Origin of the sequence: Bacillus sp. DWP3-1 (genome assembly GCF_049896565.1) — a bacterium.
Lineage (GTDB): Bacteria > Bacillota > Bacilli > Bacillales > Bacillaceae > Bacillus.
This window is the reverse complement of record NZ_JAFCUN010000011.1, coordinates 1-19,206: the sequence shown is the minus strand read 5'-3', so window position 1 is coordinate 19,206 and position 19,206 is coordinate 1. Positions and strand designations below refer to the sequence as shown.

At 43.0% G+C, this 19,206-nt stretch carries 19 protein-coding genes; 15 read left to right on the top strand and 4 right to left on the bottom strand.

Annotated features, from left to right (window positions below; all coding sequences use genetic code 11):
* Positions 1 to 106: 106 nt before the first annotated feature.
* The 3 genes from ACP7A0_RS18360 to ACP7A0_RS18350 all read right to left on the bottom strand — a co-directional run bounded on the left by ACP7A0_RS18360 (position 107) and on the right by ACP7A0_RS18350 (position 2,403).
* On the bottom strand, positions 107 to 1,105 hold the full coding sequence (locus ACP7A0_RS18360; protein WP_034663089.1) for an inorganic phosphate transporter: 999 nt from the start codon (positions 1,103 to 1,105) through the stop codon (positions 107 to 109).
* Between the two features lie 15 nt (positions 1,106 to 1,120).
* Entirely contained in the window at positions 1,121 to 1,738 is a 618-nt protein-coding gene (locus ACP7A0_RS18355; RefSeq protein WP_003212390.1) for a DUF47 domain-containing protein, read from the bottom strand.
* 206 nt (positions 1,739 to 1,944) lie between these two features.
* Entirely contained in the window at positions 1,945 to 2,403 is a 459-nt protein-coding gene (locus tag ACP7A0_RS18350) for an ASCH domain-containing protein (RefSeq protein WP_060596067.1), read from the bottom strand.
* A 227-nt stretch (positions 2,404 to 2,630) separates the two neighbouring features.
* Between ACP7A0_RS18350 and ggt the strand changes: the two genes are divergently transcribed.
* The 14 genes from ggt (at position 2,631) to ACP7A0_RS18280 (ending at position 16,455) form a co-directional block, all read left to right on the top strand.
* Positions 2,631 to 4,382, top strand: a complete 1,752-nt coding sequence (gene ggt / locus ACP7A0_RS18345) for a gamma-glutamyltransferase (RefSeq protein ID WP_106037834.1) — start codon at positions 2,631 to 2,633, stop codon at positions 4,380 to 4,382.
* Between the two features lie 496 nt (positions 4,383 to 4,878).
* Entirely contained in the window at positions 4,879 to 5,346 is a 468-nt protein-coding gene (locus ACP7A0_RS18340; RefSeq protein ID WP_095285042.1) for a PTS sugar transporter subunit IIA, read from the top strand.
* 53 nt (positions 5,347 to 5,399) lie between these two features.
* Positions 5,400 to 6,773 carry a PTS galactitol transporter subunit IIC gene (locus tag ACP7A0_RS18335; RefSeq protein ID WP_095285043.1) on the top strand — a complete coding sequence of 458 codons (1,374 nt, stop codon included), beginning with the start codon at positions 5,400 to 5,402 and terminating at the stop codon, positions 6,771 to 6,773.
* A gap of 19 nt (positions 6,774 to 6,792) precedes the next feature.
* Entirely contained in the window at positions 6,793 to 7,071 is a 279-nt protein-coding gene (locus ACP7A0_RS18330) for a PTS sugar transporter subunit IIB (RefSeq protein ID WP_003212259.1), read from the top strand.
* Positions 7,072 to 7,127: 56 nt separating this feature from the next.
* Positions 7,128 to 7,574 carry a hypothetical protein gene (locus ACP7A0_RS18325; protein WP_106037833.1) on the top strand — a complete coding sequence of 149 codons (447 nt, stop codon included), beginning with the start codon at positions 7,128 to 7,130 and terminating at the stop codon, positions 7,572 to 7,574.
* Positions 7,571 to 8,602 carry an alcohol dehydrogenase catalytic domain-containing protein gene (locus tag ACP7A0_RS18320; RefSeq protein ID WP_095285044.1) on the top strand — a complete coding sequence of 344 codons (1,032 nt, stop codon included), beginning with the start codon at positions 7,571 to 7,573 and terminating at the stop codon, positions 8,600 to 8,602. The genes ACP7A0_RS18325 and ACP7A0_RS18320 overlap by 4 nt, the downstream gene beginning before the upstream one ends.
* Positions 8,603 to 8,791: 189 nt before the next feature.
* Positions 8,792 to 9,775 carry a thiamine pyrophosphate-dependent dehydrogenase E1 component subunit alpha gene (locus ACP7A0_RS18315; protein WP_426005965.1) on the top strand — a complete coding sequence of 328 codons (984 nt, stop codon included), beginning with the start codon at positions 8,792 to 8,794 and terminating at the stop codon, positions 9,773 to 9,775.
* Positions 9,776 to 9,806: 31 nt separating this feature from the next.
* Positions 9,807 to 10,787 carry an alpha-ketoacid dehydrogenase subunit beta gene (locus tag ACP7A0_RS18310; RefSeq protein WP_034620051.1) on the top strand — a complete coding sequence of 327 codons (981 nt, stop codon included), beginning with the start codon at positions 9,807 to 9,809 and terminating at the stop codon, positions 10,785 to 10,787.
* 17 nt (positions 10,788 to 10,804) lie between these two features.
* Positions 10,805 to 12,127, top strand: coding sequence for a dihydrolipoamide acetyltransferase family protein (locus ACP7A0_RS18305; protein WP_226509434.1), 1,323 nt, complete (start codon positions 10,805 to 10,807; stop codon positions 12,125 to 12,127).
* Positions 12,128 to 12,139: 12 nt separating this feature from the next.
* Entirely contained in the window at positions 12,140 to 13,522 is a 1,383-nt protein-coding gene (lpdA, locus tag ACP7A0_RS18300) for a dihydrolipoyl dehydrogenase (protein ID WP_426005963.1), read from the top strand.
* A 25-nt stretch (positions 13,523 to 13,547) separates the two neighbouring features.
* A complete protein-coding gene (locus ACP7A0_RS18295) occupies positions 13,548 to 14,249 on the top strand; it encodes an SDR family NAD(P)-dependent oxidoreductase (protein WP_426005961.1) in 702 nt (233 codons plus the stop codon).
* Positions 14,227 to 15,012, top strand: coding sequence for an SDR family NAD(P)-dependent oxidoreductase (locus tag ACP7A0_RS18290; protein ID WP_066031001.1), 786 nt, complete (start codon positions 14,227 to 14,229; stop codon positions 15,010 to 15,012). The genes ACP7A0_RS18295 and ACP7A0_RS18290 overlap by 23 nt, the downstream gene beginning before the upstream one ends.
* A gap of 93 nt (positions 15,013 to 15,105) precedes the next feature.
* Entirely contained in the window at positions 15,106 to 16,062 is a 957-nt protein-coding gene (locus ACP7A0_RS18285; RefSeq protein ID WP_034663059.1) for a sugar-binding transcriptional regulator, read from the top strand.
* Positions 16,063 to 16,125: 63 nt separating this feature from the next.
* Positions 16,126 to 16,455, top strand: coding sequence for a hypothetical protein (locus ACP7A0_RS18280; RefSeq protein ID WP_008358910.1), 330 nt, complete (start codon positions 16,126 to 16,128; stop codon positions 16,453 to 16,455).
* A gap of 11 nt (positions 16,456 to 16,466) precedes the next feature.
* Here ACP7A0_RS18280 and ACP7A0_RS18275 read toward each other — a convergent pair whose 3' ends face one another.
* Positions 16,467 to 17,792: an APC family permease gene (locus ACP7A0_RS18275; RefSeq protein ID WP_060596076.1), complete on the bottom strand. Its 1,326-nt coding sequence runs from the start codon at positions 17,790 to 17,792 to the stop codon at positions 16,467 to 16,469.
* Positions 17,793 to 18,110: 318 nt separating this feature from the next.
* Here ACP7A0_RS18275 and ACP7A0_RS18270 point away from each other — a divergent pair, with 318 nt between their 5' ends.
* The gene (locus ACP7A0_RS18270; RefSeq protein ID WP_066031000.1) at positions 18,111 to 19,067 is read left to right on the top strand and encodes a ring-cleaving dioxygenase; all 957 of its coding nucleotides are present in this window, start codon (positions 18,111 to 18,113) and stop codon (positions 19,065 to 19,067) included.
* Positions 19,068 to 19,206: the final 139 nt, after the last annotated feature.

Below are 19,206 nucleotides of genomic sequence, written 5' to 3'. Positions count from 1 at the left end.
TATGGATATGATTGGAAACCCTGCTTCATGAAAAAATGGCTTGTAGGAACAAGGTGTTGAAGTGTGCGGGCAAATAAAAAAAGACCTGTCAGACAGGTCTTTGATATTAGATAATCGCATTTAACACAAAGTATATAAGAGCCCCTAGAGTTCCTGAAATCGGTAATGTGATCACCCAAGTGACAAGCATGCGTTTTGCCGTACCCCAGTTTACTCCTTTTACTCTGTGTGCAGAACCTACACCTAGAATAGAAGATGAGATCACGTGAGTGGTACTAACAGGTAAGTGAATAAATGTCGCACCGAAGATAATCGCTGCACCCGTTAAATCGGCAGATACTCCGTTTACTGGACGAATTTTCATAATTTTACCGCCGACTGTTTTAATAATCTTCCAGCCGCCAATAGAAGTACCTAGTCCCATTGCAAGCGCACAAGAGAATTGTACCCAGAATGGAATGTCGTCTGTTGTATGCAAATTACCTGCAATTAAAGCCATCGTAATAATTCCCATCGCTTTTTGCGCATCGTTTGTTCCGTGGGTATACGATTGCAGTGCAGCAGTTAAAATTTGAACACGTCGGAATTGTTTATTTGTTTTTGCGAGATTGTTGTTTCTGAATACAAATTTGATAATGGTATACACGATATATCCCAATACGAAAGCTAGGATAGGTGAAAGCAATAGTGCTTGAATGATTTTAATGAATCCCGAATAGTTTAAAGCGCCAAAACCAGCAGAGGCAATAACAGCTCCTGCAATTGATCCGATCAGTGCATGTGAAGAACTACTCGGAATCCCGTAATACCAAGTAAGCAAGTTCCAAGTAATGGCCGCAATTAAAGCAGCCAAAATGACAACAGAACCGTTTTGAAGTGTAAAAGGATCTGCGATGTCTTTTGTGATGGACTTTGCCACACCTGTAAATGTCATTGCTCCTAAGAAGTTCATGAACGCTGCCATAATAATAGCATGTCTAGGCTTTAACGCCTTTGTTGAAACCGAAGTGGCAATGGCATTTGCTGTATCGTGAAATCCGTTGATGAAATCAAAAGCAAGTGCACAAATGACAATAAATATGGTAAGGATGAGTAATGTGTCCATGTTTAACTAACCCCGTTACGCATTCTTCATAATGATTGTTTCTAGATTGTTGGCAACACTTTGACAGGAATCAGCGATTTCTTCAAGTGTTTCGTAAATTTCTTTGTATTGAATGACCTTGATTGGATCAGTTTCTTTTCCAAACAAGTTCTTTAGTGATTTACGATAAAGATTGTCACAATTATGCTCGATCTCTTTGATTTTGATTGCGTGTGGTTGAATATCTTTTAAGCGATTTTCAGCCAGTAAATCAATTGTAATTAAAATTTCCTTTGCACATTCTCTGATGTAGTGGCTGAATTTGTCGATATGTTCGTCAGAGCTTGTCATTGAATAAATTTCCATTGTCGCTGAAAAATGCTCAATTCCATCTAAAACATCGTCGAGGCTATTCGTCAATTGAAGAATGTCTTCACGTTCAATCGGTGTAATAAAGGCTTTGTTCAGCTCTTTAATCATAGTATGAACATGATTATCACCTTTTGTCTCATATTCCTTCAATGTGTCAGAAAATTCTTTCAGAGTGGTTTGATTTGTTACTTTATAGCTAACAAAATACTCAGCAGTTTCATCTAAATTTTTAGCAATTTCCGTTAACAAGACGGAAAACTTGTCTTTTTTCCTTTTTAACATGTAAAAACCCTCCATTGTATAAATGAGACAATGCACACATCAAATAATTATATATTCTTTTGTCGAAAAAAAACAGGTGTAGTCGAAAATTTCTTCACTTTTTCTATTTGATCTTATTCTGACCTAAAGATGTGTTCTCAACACACCTTTTTCAGAAAGGAGAAAAGAAATGAAAAAAGCGGTCCATTTTTGGCGCCGCTTAAAGCTTAAGAAGCTGAATAAACAAGTTTAAATCGCTCGCAAACAAGGAGCATGTCTTCTTTAAATTCTAATCCGTACGGTTTGAGTGCTTCTGTAAAAAATTCTTGATGGGCTCTGTACCAATAGTTATATGAAAGATCGCCTTCACCTTCTGCTTGTGCAAATGATTCTGGAACCTCATTCATTGGCATGACATCTACATGCGTGATCTCTATGATGGCTTTTGGTTCGTCATGGCTGTCCAAAATGACCGCATATTGTCCTGCCTTTGGAAGCGGCTCCTGTTCCTTTTCGTAAAAAAGGTGTCCAGAACAAGTCGCTGTTTTTTTCCCTCGCAGAACAAGGTCAAGCAAATGATCTGGGTCTGCTCCAAATGCCCAAGCGGAAACAGACGCGTCAATTGGTGCACTTTCTGATTTTTCTTCCCAATATGTTTCCCAAAATAAGGTGCTTTTCTGATTCATCATTCTTCCCCCTTTGTGATGTGTTTATTATACCGTGAAATCAAATACATGGAAGTATAGTGTCTTTATCCCTACTGAGTAAGTATGTCATATGTTTTGAAAATCCGCTTTATATTTGATGAATATAGGATGATAGAATGAAAATTTTAGAAATTTTAGAATAATCTATTGTATTCTGGTCAAGAAGTCGGTATGGTCAAAGTAAGAATATGGAAGGGGTGTTGTGTATGAAACGCATTTCTTTAACTATTTTGTCCATATGTCTGCTGGTTTTCTCGTTTTTTCTGCCTGTCAGTCAGGTCACTGCAACCGAAACTCATGGGAATAAAGTAGCTGTTGGGAAAGATGGCATGGTGGCTACTGCCCACCCGCTCGCATCAGAAGTGGGGGCAGATGTTTTAAAGAAAGGTGGAAACGCTGTTGACGCTGCTGTTGCCATCCAGTACGCACTGAATGTGACAGAGCCAATGATGTCTGGAATTGGCGGCGGAGGATTTATGATGGTTTATGATGGGAAGACTAAAGAAACATCCATCATCAATAGTCGAGAAAGAGCACCACAAGGCGCAACACCAGACATGTTTTTAACAGATGAGGGGAAAGTCATCCCGTTCGCTGAGCGATCCACACACGGTAATGCTGTTGGTGTTCCAGGGACTGTAAAAGGTCTTGAGGCGGCATTAGATAAGTGGGGGACCCGCTCGATGAAGGAATTGATTAAGCCTTCCATTCAGCTTGCAGAGGATGGATTTGAAATCGATTCTGTCCTGGCAAAAGCCATTGATGATCATCAAGGAAAATTGAAAAAAACGGCCGCAGCGCCAATCTTTCTTCCAGATGATCAGCCGCTCAAAGAAGGGGACCTCCTAGTTCAGCCAGGTCTTGCAAAAACATTTAAGCTCATTGCGAAAAAAGGAAGCAAAGCATTTTATGAAGGAAAAGTAGCAAAGGCACTTGCAAATACAGTCCAAGATTTTGGCGGAACGATGACAACTGATGACATTGATCGTTATGAGGTCAAGACTGACAAGCCTATCTGGGGAGACTATAAAGGATATCAGCTTGCAAGTATGCCTCCACCAAGCTCAGGCGGGGTGTTTATGCTGCAAATGCTCAAAATACTTGATCACTTTAACCTATCTCAATATGACCCCAAATCATTCGAAAAATATCAGCTGCTTGCTGAAACGATGCATCTCTCCTATGCTGACCGTGCTGCATATGCCGGCGACCCCGAATTCGTAGATGTTCCACTAAAAGGACTATTAGACGATGATTACATTTCAGAAAGAGCCTCTCTTATTGAATTAGATCAAATGAATCGTAACCCGAAAGAAGGAGATCCATGGGCGTATGAGGATGAAAAAACCCCATCCCCTATTGTCCCGCAGCCAGAAGATAAAACCATTGGTGAGACCACACATTTTACTGTTGCCGATCAGTGGGGAAATGTTGTGTCATTCACAACAACCATTGAACAGTTATTTGGTACAGGGATTCTCGTCCCGGAATATGGATTTTTCTTAAACAATGAACTAACAGATTTTGATGCAAGACCTGGCGGAGCAAATGAAGTTCAGCCGAATAAACGTCCATTATCCAGTATGACACCGACCATCATATTTAAAGATAACGAGCCTGTCATGACAGTAGGTTCACCGGGAGGAACGACCATCATTGCTTCTGTTTCACAAACCATATTGAATTTGCTTGAATATGACATGGAGCTTCAGGATGCAGTTGAAGAACCAAGGATTTATACAAACAGCCCAACTTCTTATCGTTATGAAGTAGGTGTCCCTCTCGATGTGAGAACAAAGCTTAATGATATGGGGCATCGTTTTGGCAGCTCGCCTATTGATATAGGAAATGTTCAAGCTCTACTCATTGATCGAAAAGCAGGAACCTTTACTGGAGTGGCTGACTCCTCGAGAAACGGGACTGCTGTTGGCGTCAATTTAAAACTCTCTGCCGATTAAGAACATTTCCCGGGAAAAGAAGCGCCTCTTGAGGATGGCGTTTCTTTTTTGTCTAAATATAAGGAAAACAGAGTAGAAAACTGAGAATAGTTTGAATCATACATAGCTGATCAGACAACCGAAGGCTCTTGGCCATTTGAAGTACAGGACTGTGATGTATTTCAATGGCTAAGGGCCTTTTTTGCGTATGAATGACAAGGTTGTTGCTGACATCAAAGAGCAAGTACATGAGCTTTTAGAGAGAGGAAGTCACATTTAATAAGAAGTAGAGCAGATTTGAAGAAAGATGAAGCAAAGACTGCATCTTTTTTTATAAAATTTTTCTTAGGAACATTGACTTATAATTTCGAATATTATAATATCTTTACAAAGGTAACAACGTTGAACATTTTTTGGGATGTGTAATTGTAAGCGCTTTATATAAGGTTCTATTCCAAAATGTTCTTTCTTTTTGTTACATGTGTTCATATTTATGCCAAATGAAAGGGGTGGTTGTTTGAACAACTTGTTTGAGTTAGATGAACAGCTGATCAAGCTGCAGTACGATGCATCTTCGAGAGAGGAGGTGACCACATATTTAGCAGAACGATTAGAAGCGGGAGGATACATTAAATCGAGCTTTTTACCTGCCGTGCTTGAAAGAGAAAAAACATATCCTACAGGCCTTCCACTTGCGACCTTTGGGGTAGCGATTCCACATACAGATCCTGAGCATGTGAACAAACCTGCGATTAGTGTAGCCACTTTAAAGGAACCTGTTATGTTTCACAAGATGGGGAGCCCTGATGAAACTGTGCTAGCCAAAATTGTGTTCGTCCTAGCAATCTCTGAACCTAGTAAGCAGCTCGTGATGTTAGAGAAGCTCATGACACTTTTTAGAAAAGAAGAAGTGATGACGAGGCTGTCTCACATGACATCGTATGAAGAAGCGGTTGACGTGCTTGAGCAAGAATTAAACCAATAGCCTTTCACAAAAAAATGTAAGCGCTTTATCTGAAAAATCCAGGAGGTGGATGTATGATCAAGCAAGCTGTCGATTTTATATTAGACCTTGGGCCAACTATTATGCTCCCGATTATTATGACGATTTTCGGTATGATTTTAAGGCAAGGCTTTAAGAAATCCTTCCGAGCCGGTATTACGATCGGCATTGGCTTTGTCGGTGTCAATCTTGTCATTAATTTGCTTGTGAGCGGCCTTGGGCCAGCAGCAAAAGCCATGGTTAATTCCCTTGGGCTAAAGCTCGATATTTTGGATGTTGGATGGCCGATTGGAGCTGCTATATCCTTTGGTACACCCGTTGCCCCTTTGATGATTCCTCTTGTGCTTTTGTTAAATGTCATCTTATTGTCCGTTAACTTTACGAAAACGCTGAATGTGGATATTTGGAACTTCTGGCATTTGATTTTCGCAGCCTCTGTGACTTACTACGCTTATCATAATATGTTCTTGGCCCTTGCTGTTGGTTTAATCGTCTCTGCTATCACGCTTAAATTAGCCGATTGGACGGCACCGACAATCGAACACCATTTTGGATTAAAAGGCGTATCGATGGCTCATGCTGAAACGGTCAACTTCGCGCCGCTTATGTATGCGTCCAACCGTATCATTGACAAGATCCCTGGCTTAAACAAAATTCATGCTGATCCAGAAACATTGAAGAAACGTTTTGGCATTTTTGGCGAACCGCTTGTGATGGGTCTCATACTTGGTATCATTATTGGTCTTCTAGGCGGCTATGATGCGAAAGGCGTCATGACGCTTGGTATTCAAATGGCAGCAGTTCTTGTACTAATGCCAAGAATGGTTGCGTTATTAATGGAAGGTCTTATTCCAATCTCTGAGGGCGCTCGTTCTTATATTCAAAAGCGTTTCCCTGGGAAAAATGTCTATATTGGTTTAGATACAGCGATTGTGATTGGTCATCCGGCGAATATGGCGGTAGCCCTTCTCATGGTGCCGATTACGATTTTACTTGCTGTCGTTCTGCCTTACAATGGCATGCTCCCGTTTGCAGACTTATCGGTTCTTCCATTTACAGTTGTTTGGGCAGTAGCAGCCGCTCGTGGAAATATTATTCGCGGTCTTATTAACAGCATTTTTACATTGATGATTGTCTTCTTTATCGCAACGAATCTCGCACCGCTTGCGACAACAATGGGGAAAGCAGTCGGCTTTGATTTCCCAGAAGGGGCCAACATGATTTCAGGTATTGACCTTGGTTCCCACGTCATTCCTTGGATCATGGTGAGACTTCTTGATCCGAGCAACCCGTACTTTATTGCAGCCATCATCTGTGCTCTGGCTTATGCGCTTCTATGGTACTGGGTGCGAAATGATATTAAAAAGCAGTATGCGAAAGAAATGGGCTTAGATCAGAAAGAACAATAAACGAGCTGGAGGGATTCTTATGGCAAAGAAAATATTGGTTTCATGCGGAACGGCGGTTGCAACTTCAACGGTTGTTGCAAAAAAGGTTGAAGAGACGTTAAAGGAAAAAGGATATGATGTTGTGGTGGAACAGTGTAAGGCATCTGAAGTCCCGCAAAAAGCGGAGGGCGCCGATTTAATCGTGACGACCACGCCAGTGAGTGATACGAAAGGAACGCCTGTGATTCAAACATTATCCTTTTTAACCGGATTTGGCATTGAAGATGATATTGAAAAAATCATCGATCATATTAAGTAAACACTCATTCCATTGAGGAGCTTTCGCGGCTCCTTCCACTGAAAGGAGGACGTCTCATGCAGCATCATGCTTATAGCCGAACGTCTGCAGTGTTGTCTATTTTTCTTCCAGCCGTGCTCATCTGTCTGTTTTTCCTCTGGTCTCTTTATACGTTAATGTCAGCAGGACCTGAGCCGTTAGCTGTGTTAGGCGTTTATACGCTGCCTATCCTCATGCTTTCTAGTTTTACTGGACTGAACCAGCCGACAAACGTCATCATTAGTGAAGATAAGCTGAAAATCGGCGCTTTTGGCAGATGGCACACATATGCGGTCTCTGATATTAAAGGAAAGCTTTTTATCAAGCCATATCCTCATATCGGGAAAGTCTATGTCAGGGTGGGCCCATCGCGCATATTCGGAGGACGTTACTGGATATCCAGTGAGATGAGTGAGTACAAGCAGCTTGTGCAAACGTTGCAGGATTTTGCGAAGGGTGATGAAAAGGAGGATGCAGCTACATGAAATCAGCTGTCTTTTATTCTTCAGAGAACATTCGGTATGAGGAGCGGAACCGGCCTGCGATTGGTGATGATGAAGTGCTATTAAGAATGCGTGCCTGCGGCTTATGCGGAACGGATATTTACAAGGCAACACATGAGACGGTACCCTCTGGAACGGTGCTAGGGCACGAAATAGCTGGTGATATTGTTGAAACCGGAAAGCATGTGACAAATATCCGAACGGGAGACAGGGTTTATGTTGCGCACCATGTGCCTTGCTTTACCTGTGACTTTTGTCAAAAGGGATTTTATACAATGTGTCCGCAGTTTGCAGCCACTAATGTAGAGCCAGGCGGGTTTTCAGAGTATATCCGCGTACCTGCATTGCATGTCAAGCACACAATGGGCAAGCTCCCGAAGGACGTCTCATATGAGCAAGGGGCAATGGTGGAGCCAGTCGCCTGCTGCCTCCACGGGTTTGAACGAGCACCTGTTCATCCAGGAGATTCTGTGCTGATCCTTGGAGCAGGGCAAATTGGCTGTATCCAACTACAGCTCGCCAAACATTACTTGGCTGGGAAAGTGATGATAACGGATGTGAATGAGAACCGGCTGCTGCAAGCGAGAAATTTAGGTGCAGATGTTGCTTTTCATCCAGCCTCTGAGCCGGTGGAAGACCGGGTCATGAGAGAAACAAATGGAAAGGGAGCAGACCTCGTCATGATATCTGTTGGGAGCAGTGCGCTTTTAAAAGAAGCGTTTCAAGCGGTAGCGAGAGGTGGAACGATTTTAGTGTTTGCTCATTTTCCAAAGGGAGACGTCTCCATTCCGGCTGATCGGTTTTTCCATGATGAAGTGAAAGTCGTAGGAGCCTATTCCTCGCATCCTTATCACTATCGTGAAGCCCTTGAACTTCTAAGGGCAAAAGTAGTCAACACAGAAAAGATGGTGACGCACCGTTATCCGTTAAGTCAGCTCCTTCAGGCGATAGAATGCGCAAGGCACCCTGAAGGTGAGAGTGTCAAAATCATGATGTATCCAGATGAATGAGAACGTAAGAGATTGGAAGAGAAAGAGAAGTTCTTTAGAAAAGGGCTTTGCCTTTCTCTTTTTTTCTGATAAAAGATGAAAACGCTTAAAAATGAAAGAGAAATGCTTGACTTCAATGATACTTAAACGTATGATAATTACAAATTACAAATGTAACACACAAGAACAAATGTAAAGGGGAGAGAATAAATGCAAAAACAAATCACTTTGCCTGGACAGATTAGTCATGAGAGATTAGCAGATTTATATAAACAAATGTGGTTGGTGAGATATTTTGATGAAAAGGTCGATCAATTCTTTGCCAAAGGACTTATCCATGGAACCACTCACTTATGTGTCGGACAGGAAGCGTCAGCTGTTGGATCGATTGCCGTATTAAAGAATGAAGATAAGATCGTCAGCACACACCGTGGACATGGTCACTGTATTGCAAAAGGTGCAGAGGTCAATAAAATGATGGCAGAACTATTCGGACGTGAGACTGGCTATTGCAAAGGAAAAGGCGGCTCGATGCATATTGCTGATTTAGAAAAAGGGAACCTTGGCGCAAATGGAATCGTTGGCGGCGGTATCCCGCTGGCAACAGGCGCGGCACTTACATCTAAAATGAAACAGGAAGGCTTTGTTGTTCTTTGTTTCTTCGGAGATGGTGCCACAAATGAAGGCAGCTTTCACGAAGCGCTAAATCTTGCATCCATTTGGGATCTGCCTGTTGTGTTCATTTGTGAAAACAACCAGTACGGCATGTCTGGCCCTGTAAAAGAAATGATCAACATTGAAGACATTTCAACAAGAGCAGAAAGCTACGGAATACCAGGAAAATCGATTGATGGAAATGACATGGTCGAGATTATGAACACAGTAGATGAAGCAGTCAGACGCGCAAGAGCTGGAGAAGGTCCATCACTTATTGAAATGAAAACGTATCGCTGGAAAGGTCACTCTAAGAGTGATGCGAAAAAATACCGTACACGTGAAGAAGAAACAGAGTGGAGACAAAAAGACGGAATCAAACGCTTTAAGTCTCTCTTGATTGAACTGAATGTTTTGACAGAAGAGCAGGCAGCGGTTTTACAGGAAGAAGCGAAACAGGAAATTGAAGCGTCTGTTGAATTCGCCAAAAACAGTAAAGAACCGTCAATCGATACACTATTAGAGGATGTATACGCCTAATTAGGAGGGGAATCACGTGACAAAAACAACAGTGAGAGAGATTTCATATTTAGAAGCCGTTCGAGAGGCTATGAGTCAGGAAATGAGAGAGAACCAAGATGTATTCATTTTAGGTGAGGATATCGGCGTATATGGCGGCGCTTTTGGGGTCACGCGCGGCATGATTGAAGAATTCGGTCCAGAGCGTGTACGTAATACACCGATCTCAGAGGCAGCCATCGCAGGAGGCGCAGTCGGAGCGGCTTTGACCGGTATGCGTCCGATTTTAGAACTTCAATTCTCTGACTTTATTACAATCGCGATGGATCAGCTTGTAAACCAAGCGGCCAAAACACGATACATGTTTGGCGGAAAAGGAAAAGTGCCGCTCGTTGTGAGAACACCAGCAGGATCAGGGACGGGTGCCGCAGCGCAGCATTCACAAAGCTTAGAAGCGTGGATGGCTCATATTCCGGGACTAAAGGTGGTTCAGCCTTCAACAGCTTATGATGCCAAAGGACTTTTAAAAGCAGCAATGGATGATGACAACCCTGTCATTTTCTACGAGCATAAGCTTTTATATAAAACAATCGGCGAAGTGCCTGAAGAGCCTTATTCGATTCCTTTAGGGAAAGCTGATGTGAAAAGAAGCGGGAAGGACGTCACGATTGTAGCAACAGCGATTATGGTACACAAAGCGTTAGAAGCGGCGAAGGAACTAGAAGCAGAGGGAATCGATGTTGAAATCATTGATCCAAGAACACTCGTCCCATTAGATGAAGAAACCATAATCGAATCTGTGAAGAAAACAGGTAAATGTATCGTGGTTCATGAGGCGGTCAAACGAGGCGGCTACGGCGGAGAGATTGCAAGTATGATAGCGGAAAGTGAAGCGTTTGACTACTTAGATGCGCCGATTAAACGACTTGGCGGTCTTGCAGTCCCAATACCATACAACCCGACACTGGAAAAAGCGGTCATTCCACAAGTACCAGATATTATTGAAGCAGCAAAAGAGCTTGTACGCTCTTAAATAAAGGGGAGAAGATCATGCCAAAAGAGATATTTATGCCGAAGTTAAGCAGTACGATGGAGATCGGAACCTTGCTTCAATGGTTTAAAGAAGAAGGAGATTCGGTTGAAATCGGTGAGCCTCTTTTTGAAATTATGACAGACAAGATCAACATCGAGGTGGAAGCCTATGATGACGGCATTTTTCTAAAGAAATACTACGAAGCTGATGATCAAATTCCAGTTAATGCTGTTATTGGATATATCGGAGAGGCAAATGAACAGGTACCAAGCGAGCCGCCAGCACAGGCAGATGAAGATTCCTCAGAAAGCAGCGAATCGTCTTCACCAGACACAGCTTCATCCAGTTCTACTGAAGCCCCAAAAACATCTGATGAAAAAGTACGTGCCACGCCCGCAGCGAGAAAAACGGCAAAGGATCATCATGTGGCGATTCAAGAGGTATCTGGCACAGGGCCAAAAGGCAGAGTCCAAAAGCGGGACGTCGAGGCAGTCGTTCATTCTAGCGAGAAAGACCAGCGCGTCTCACCGCTTGCAGAAAAAGTCGCTGCTCGTGAAGGAATCGATTTAGCAGCAGTTTCTGGATCTGGCGCTCATGGCAAAATCATGAAGAGTGATGTAAAAGCAGCAGCACAAACAGCAGAGGCTTCGCCTGTGAAAACACAAAAACTAGCTGGGATGAGAAAAGTGATTGCTGATCGCATGTCACAAAGTGCCTTTACAGCACCGCACGTCACATTAACAAGTGAAATTGATATGACGAAAGCAAAAGAAGTGCGTCAGCAGCTACTACCAGCGATTGAAAAAGAGACAGGCTACCGATTGTCGTTTACAGAAATCATCATTCATGCGGTCAGCCATGTACTCACGCGCCACCCGCATATCAATATGACATTTGAACAAAATGAGCTCCATTTCCATGAAGATGTACACATTGGTCTCGCTGTTGCGGTGAAAGACGGCTTGATGGTACCAGTCATTTCTCATGCGAATCAAAAAGGATTAAAACAACTGACAAAAGAAGCGAAAGAAATTGGCAAAAACGCACGTGATCAAAAACTGCTGCCAGACCAGCTGAAAGGGTCCACTTTTACGATTAGTAACTTAGGCATGTATGCCATTGATACTTTTACCCCGATTATTAATCAGCCAGAAGTGGCAATTTTAGGTGTAGGACGCATTCAAGATAAACCTGTTGTGGTAGATGGAGAGATTCAGGTGCGGCCAATGATGGGGGTCAGTTTATCGTTTGATCACCGAGTCGTAGATGGCGCACCAGCGGCTGACTTTTTAACAGACCTTAAAAAAGTGCTTGAACAACCATTTGAATTGCTAATGTAGGAGATGAATCGGATGACGAAAACGTATGATCTGACAGTCATTGGCGGAGGACCTGGCGGGTATACTGCCGCCCTTCAAGCAGCTGAGCGCGGACGGAAGGTTGCTTTGATTGAAGAGGATTTTTTAGGCGGTACTTGTTTAAATCGAGGCTGTATCCCTTCAAAGACCCTGCTGAAACATGCAGAAGTGATTGAATCCATTGAAAAGGCGAAAAGCTGGGGAATCGAAACAGGTGACATGATCCTTTCCTTCGATAAAATGAGAAAGCGCAAAGATGACGTCATTGAAAAGCTCAGAGGCGGAATCGCCTTTTTATTAAAGCAAGGAAAGATTGATGTGTATAATGGCAGAGGCACAGCTGTGACAAAGCATCGGATTGAGATTGAAAAACAAGGTGGATCACAATCGATTGAAACGAAAGAACTGATCATTGCCACCGGATCTACACCGGCCATTCCGCCAATACCGGGGCTTAGAGACATTCAATTTGATACAAGTGATACGATCTTTGACATCTCAGATATCCCAGCTTCTGTCGTCATCATTGGCGGAGGTGTCATTGGGCTTGAGCTTGCATGTATTTTCCAGAGTCTTCAATCAAAAGTCACCATTATTGAAGCAGCACCGTCCATTATTCCGCAAGAGGATGAAGAAGCATCTAAGCTGCTAGAAAGAGAATTGAAGAAAAAGGGCATCCATATCGCGAAGAAAACCACTGTGACAGAGGTAACGGAAAGCGAAGGAGTCAAAGCGGTTCATGCAACAGATGATAAAGGGGAGACACACATCTTTACGGCGGAAAGACTGCTTGTCTGCGTTGGAAGAAGACCGAATGTATCAGCTGTTAGCCAGCTTGATCTTCAACTGGATGATCCGTTTATCAAGGTGAATGATCAGATGCAGACAAGTGCTAAGGGTGTATATGCAGTTGGGGATGTCGCTGGCGGCTATCAGCTGGCTCATGCGGCGATGGCAGAGGCAGCCGTTGCAGTCAGCAATATTTGTGGTGAGCATGAAAAAATGAATGCTGATATTATGCCTAGATGTATTTATACATTACCAGAGGTAGCAAGTGTCGGTCTTACGGAGAAAGAGGCAAAAGCCAAAGGGCTTCACGTACAAACAGAACGATTTGATTTAGCGGCTAGCGGTAAAGCGCTAGCGGCAGGTGTTCAATCAGGCTTTATTAAATTGGTGTACGATACAGCATATGGTGAAGTAATCGGCGCGACGATGGTTGGTCCGCACGTCACAGAGATGATTTCAGAAGCTTCCTCCTTTATGTATTTAGAAGGAACAGCAGAAGAGATGGCGAAAATGATTCATCCGCATCCGACCATCTCAGAAGGTTTTTATGAAGCAGCTCTTGATATCGTGAGTAAGCTGAGAAAATAAATGCCAAACAAGGGATAGGGAGGAGATGCATGTGCACGTCCAGCTTCATCAGAAAGCGGCACTTGTGACAGGTAGCACAGATGGATTTGGAGAAGCCATCTGCCTGGCTTTAGCCCGGGCAGGTGCACATGTTTTTTTACACACATTTTATGATGAATCAAAGGCTAGATCCATTTATGAAGACATTCAAAAAATGGGCGGTCAGGCGAGTATCATCATGAACCCGCTAGAAACATCGCGTGATGCCACGCGTATGCTGAGGCAAGTGATCGATACATGCGGGAAACTAGATATTTTGGTCAATCAAGCAGCGCAAGGAGCGGAAGCGGAGCTTGATGCCGCTCACCCTGATAAATGGGTGGACGAAGTGGAATCAGCTGTGAATACTGTCTTTCTTTCCAGTCAAGCCGCCGTATGGCACATGGTGGACCAGAAGCAAGGCTGTATTATTAATATATCGTCATCAGGCAGTATTACAGGTGATGGCGGGATCTCACATGCTACATCGAATTCTATGCTGAATGCCATGACAAAAGGGCTGGCGCGAGAATTTAAAGACAAAGGTATCCGTGTGCTCGCCTTATTACCGCCTCCTCTCCATTTGGTTCCTGACACAGAGCAAATCAAGGAGACTGTGGCCCATATGACGGTCTTTTTAAGTACATCATATGGCGCTTTTACAGATGGTGCAGCGATTATGCTTGATGGGGGTGAGAGTGCTGGATAATGATCAAAAACCAGTTCTCATCGTTGGCGGTGCCCAAGGGATTGGAAAGGAAATTGCCGAGCGTTTTTTAAAAGAAGGATACAGAGTGGCTGTGTCCGATATAGATGAACAAGGACTTTCACTTTTAAAAAAACAGCACTCTGAGCTGCTGACATTTCAAGCTGACGTTTCATCGTGGGAAAGTGTTCAGCAGATGATCTCAGCAGCTGAAAGGGAGCTAGGCGGCATTGCTCATCTTGTGTATTCAGCAGGGATGACAAAATCACTTCCTTTTTTAGAAGTCGATTTTTCACTTTGGAAAAAGACACTGGCTGTGAACTTGTATGGTCTTTATTATTGCATCAAAGCGTCAGCACCTTATATATGTGAGCGGCAAGAAGGAAGCATTGTCATGATTGGATCAGGATCTGCTATAACTGGCTCAGGCGGCGGAATTCAGTATTACGCCTCAAAAGCAGGTGCTTTTGGCCTGATGCGTTCGCTTGTAAAGGAATTAGGGGCACACCAGGTGCGTATCAATGTGATTGCACCCCGTGTGATTGAATCTCAAATGCTTGATACGCTCTATCCTACTGAGGAGGAGAAAAAGCAGCTGCAATCGCTTATACCTGTTGGGAGATTAGGAAGACCTGAGGATATCGCAGGACTCACTTTATTTCTCACAAGTGACGAGGGAAGCTATTTGCACGGACAAATTATCCTGCTAGACGGCGGGAGAACGTATCAGCCAAAATATACGGAGGGAAAAAGAGCGAAGAGGTAATCGCTCTTTTTGTCATTTTCGTAACAATTGTTCCAATTAGAAACGAATGTTTGGTATACTGGGAATCATAGTATATTAAAAGGATGATGTCACATGCTGAATTGGGAAGAAAGACGACAGCTCGTCAAAGTTGCTCATCTTTATTATACAGACGGGTGGACGCAGCAGGAAATCGCAAAAAAGCTCAATGTCTCAAGACCAGTCATTTCAAAGCTCTTACAAAAAGCAAAAGATGTGGGAATCGTTGAGGTGTACATTAAGGACGAAAGTATTCATACGGTGGAGCTGGAAAAGCAGCTAGAAACAACATTTCAATTAACAGATGCTGTCGTTGTCCCAAGTGTCGGGACAATGTCTGAGATGGTGAAACGGGCAGTCGGTCAAGCAGGTGCCTATTATCTATCTAAAAACATGAAAGATGCGGAGAAAATCGGCATTTCATGGGGAACCACACTGGCTGAGCTTGTAAAGGAATACCCGTTTGAGCGAAGAAACGATGTGAAGGTCATTCCATTAGAGGGCGGAATGGGCAGGCAGGCAGTTGACATTCATGCCAATCAGCTGGCATATGAGCTGGCAAAGAAAATGAATGGCACGTGTTCCTATTTATATGCTCCGGCGATTTTAGAAACAGAAGAATTAAAAGAGCGGCTTATGGCAATGCAGGATATAGAAGCTGTGCTTGAAGAAGGTAGAAATGTAGATATTGCCCTCATCGGTATTGGCAACCCGCATAAAGGTTCAACGTTAAAAACAGTTGGTTACTTAAAGGAAGAGGATTTATCTGGTTTAAGGCAATCAGGGGCTGTTGGTGATATTGGCTTTCGTTTCTTTGACGGTCAAGGCAAACCTGTCCAAGATGAACTGAATCAAAAGGTCATTGGTTTATCACTGGAACAGTTAAAGAGCGTCAAAACGGTCATCGCTGTTGTAGAAGGAACCCATAAAGCTGAAAGTATTTTAGGGGCTTTAAATGGCGGCTTTATTCAAGTGCTGGTGACAGACGAACTAACGGCGGCAGCCATTTTAAAGGAAGCTTCCGTCCAATAAACGGCTGATAGCAATCGAATTGTATAAAAAGAGCAACATCAAACGAGAAAGGAGCTGTGTATCTTGAAGAAAACCGAAATGGAAGCAAACCTACATTGTACTCGGTGCCAAGAAGAGACCCTCCACAGCATCGTTTATGTGAATGATCAGATGAAAAGCGTTGAGTGTACAGAGTGTCATCAGAAGATCAGTGTGCAAGTCGACATCATGAAGGAATTTTACAAAGAAGTATACGAAAAAATTGCGACAAAGCCGAAGCGGATGACGCAGGAATATAAGGCGAATTTGAATGGATTTATCTCAAGACTCCCAATCCGCGTGCTTAGTAAGCCATACCGGCTCATGAGATATTTAAACGAATCATACAAAGTGATCAAGCAATATAAAAAATAGCAGAGCGCTGTTTAGCGCTCTGCTTTTTTTTGTGCTTTTTTCATATAATAATAAATAGGCAGTCCAGCAATCCCGATCAGCATGGAGATTAGACAGCTTTTCCAGTCGGTGATCATGGTGCTGATTAAGACGAATAAAGAACCGATAATCGCAACGATCGGTGTGAGCGGGTAAAGTGGTACGCTATAAGCACGCTCCATTCCGCTATTTTGTTTTCTCAGCTTAAAGACTGCGAAAAAGGCCATGACATAAAAGATGTAGATCATGAAGATCGAAACCTCTGACAGCTTTTCTGGATTACTGACGATCATAAACACAATGGCGATCAAAATTTGCACAAATACAGCAATCCAAGGTGTTTTGAAGGTAGGGTGAATACGCGAAATCGCGTTTGCGAAAGGAATTTGCTTTCGTTCAGCCATCGCGAAAATCACACGTGGGAATGAAAGAACCTTTCCGTTCAAACAGCCAAAGATACTAATGATGATTCCGATACTAATGACCTTACCGCCGATTGGTCCAAAGAGCATTGTCGCAGCAGTACTTGTCGCATTTTCACCTAGCTGGACGATTTGATCTGCTGGTAACACGTGCAAAAGAGCGACATTAATAAAGAGATAACAAGCCGTGACGATTAAAATCCCGCCTGCCATTGCACGAGGAAGCAGCTTCTCTGGGTTTTTCATTTCACCGCCAAGTGCTGCAAGCAATATCCAGCCATCATAGGCAAACAACGTAGCCAAAATCGCTGCACCGAAGTTCATTTGAGCGATACTATCGTTGACAGCCATAAAGATATTTTCGTTTCCTTTCCATAAGCCAAACACAATAATAGCGGCAATCGGGACAAGCTTTCCGATGGTGGTCAGCCCTTGTACAAAACCGCCGTATTTCGTTCCCATAATATTGATCAAACATAAAAATAAAACAGTGATAATGCCAATTGTTGTCGACCATAAAGAAGAAAGAGAAAATAAATTGGCTAATAATGAACCAAAATAAAGACCGAGCGCTCCAATGATGGCAGGTCCGTAAATGATAATCTGCACCCAGCCGCATAAGTAGCCCCAAAACTCACCGTACACTTCTTCAAGATAAGCGTACAATCCGCCAGTCCGAGGGATTTGTGTACCAATTTCAGCAACAGTTAGTCCGCCTGCAAGGGTTAAAATTCCACCTAGCAGCCAAGCAAATAAGGCGATGTCTGAGCTTCCTGAATAGGAAAGGACGTTGCCTGGCTTCATAAAGACGCCGGACCCGATAATGGTCCCGATGACAAGAGATAGGGCAAAAAATAAGCCGATGTCCTGTTTTAACGCTGGTTGTTCTTTGTTCATTACACACGACCTCCTGCATCACTTTCGTACGTTACTGTGACATGTATTTTGTTCATTGTAATACGATTTTAGGAAAACAAGAATTAAAAAAATTTTCTGATTTTCGCATTTGTATTTAAAAGTGTTCGTTTATTGGAGATATCAGGATGAACGTTGCTTTAAAAACGAACGATAAAAGATTATTTTTGATTTAATGTTAATTTTATCGTCAGAAACCGAACTTCTAGCCAAATGGTTGACTTTTCTTGAAAAATGACCTATTTTATTCATAAGGGTATTATCTTGAATTCGAGATATTTTGAAATAGGAGGGAACGTAATGAAAATCAATGGGATTCACCACGTATCTGCATTAACAGCCAATGCTCAAAAAAATGTTGATTTCTACCGCCAGATTCTTGGCTTAAAACTTGTAAAGAAAACTGTCAATCAGGATGACCCATCTATGTATCATTTGTTTTATGGAGATGAGGTTGCTTCACCGGGTACGGAGCTCACCTTCTTTGAAATTCCAATGCTTGCCCGTCGTTTGAAAGGAACAAACGCCATCACAAGCACAGGCCTTCTCGTTTCTTCTGAAGAAGCACTTTCATTTTGGGAAAAGCGGTTTGATGAGACAGGTGTGCAGCAAGAAACGGCTTCCTTGAGAGGCGGAAGACCTGCCTTGCGTTTTCAAGATCCAGAAGGGCAGCAGCTATTTTTAACAGTAGAACCGAACGCACAAGAAGCGGGCTCACCGCCAGTGCATGACGATATTCCGGCAGAGTTTGCAATTAGAGGCTTGGGTCCAGTTGAATTAACCGTTGCAGAAGCGGACAAAACGATCCGTGTTTTAACAGACATCCTTGGCTTCACTGAAAGAGCGCGTGAACAATCAAATGATGGTGAGATCGTGACCATTTTTGAGTCAGGAAATGGCGGTGCTGGAACAGAAATTCATGTGATCGAAAAAGCTGAAGGACCTTCTGAGCGTTCCGGCAGAGGAAGTGTGCATCACGTAGCTTTTCGCGTGGAAGATGCAGAGGAGCTGGAAAAATGGTATGACAAAATATCAAAAGCAGGCTTCACGAACTCTGGTGTTGTGGAACGTTTCTACTTTAAAGCCCTTTACTTTAGAGAGCCGAATGGTATCTTATTTGAAATTTCAACAGACGGCCCTGGGTTTACAGTCGATGAAGGGGTAGATGAGCTTGGTGATCAATTAGCCCTTCCGCCATTTCTAGAGCACAAACGAGCAGAAATAGAACAAAGATTAACGCCAATTCAGTCATCATAAAAAAGCAGCTCATTCATGAGCTGCTCAGATTGTAGAGAAACTCATGTTTTTCTACAATCTTTTTTATTTTCATCGTAATTATGATGGATGGGATTTAATGAAAAAGGCCTCCCACACACCTAGCCTAGCTTCGCTAGGT

What these genes read in the sequence shown, in the direction of transcription:
- lpdA (WP_426005963.1), top strand. Translation starts at nt 12,140, where the DNA reads ATGACGAAAACGTATGATCTGACAGTCATTGGCGGAGGACCTGGCGGG.
- ACP7A0_RS18270 (WP_066031000.1), top strand. Translation starts at nt 18,111, where the DNA reads ATGAAAATCAATGGGATTCACCACGTATCTGCATTAACAGCCAATGCT.
- ggt (WP_106037834.1), top strand. Translation starts at nt 2,631, where the DNA reads ATGAAACGCATTTCTTTAACTATTTTGTCCATATGTCTGCTGGTTTTC.
- ACP7A0_RS18330 (WP_003212259.1), top strand. Translation starts at nt 6,793, where the DNA reads ATGGCAAAGAAAATATTGGTTTCATGCGGAACGGCGGTTGCAACTTCA.
- ACP7A0_RS18320 (WP_095285044.1), top strand. Translation starts at nt 7,571, where the DNA reads ATGAAATCAGCTGTCTTTTATTCTTCAGAGAACATTCGGTATGAGGAG.
- ACP7A0_RS18290 (WP_066031001.1), top strand. Translation starts at nt 14,227, where the DNA reads ATGGGGGTGAGAGTGCTGGATAATGATCAAAAACCAGTTCTCATCGTT.
- ACP7A0_RS18315 (WP_426005965.1), top strand. Translation starts at nt 8,792, where the DNA reads ATGCAAAAACAAATCACTTTGCCTGGACAGATTAGTCATGAGAGATTA.
- ACP7A0_RS18305 (WP_226509434.1), top strand. Translation starts at nt 10,805, where the DNA reads ATGCCAAAAGAGATATTTATGCCGAAGTTAAGCAGTACGATGGAGATC.
- ACP7A0_RS18355 (WP_003212390.1), bottom strand. Translation starts at nt 1,738, where the DNA reads ATGTTAAAAAGGAAAAAAGACAAGTTTTCCGTCTTGTTAACGGAAATT.
- ACP7A0_RS18285 (WP_034663059.1), top strand. Translation starts at nt 15,106, where the DNA reads ATGCTGAATTGGGAAGAAAGACGACAGCTCGTCAAAGTTGCTCATCTT.
- ACP7A0_RS18325 (WP_106037833.1), top strand. Translation starts at nt 7,128, where the DNA reads ATGCAGCATCATGCTTATAGCCGAACGTCTGCAGTGTTGTCTATTTTT.
- ACP7A0_RS18360 (WP_034663089.1), bottom strand. Translation starts at nt 1,105, where the DNA reads ATGGACACATTACTCATCCTTACCATATTTATTGTCATTTGTGCACTT.
- ACP7A0_RS18350 (WP_060596067.1), bottom strand. Translation starts at nt 2,403, where the DNA reads ATGAATCAGAAAAGCACCTTATTTTGGGAAACATATTGGGAAGAAAAA.
- ACP7A0_RS18275 (WP_060596076.1), bottom strand. Translation starts at nt 17,792, where the DNA reads ATGAACAAAGAACAACCAGCGTTAAAACAGGACATCGGCTTATTTTTT.
- ACP7A0_RS18335 (WP_095285043.1), top strand. Translation starts at nt 5,400, where the DNA reads ATGATCAAGCAAGCTGTCGATTTTATATTAGACCTTGGGCCAACTATT.
- ACP7A0_RS18295 (WP_426005961.1), top strand. Translation starts at nt 13,548, where the DNA reads ATGCATGTGCACGTCCAGCTTCATCAGAAAGCGGCACTTGTGACAGGT.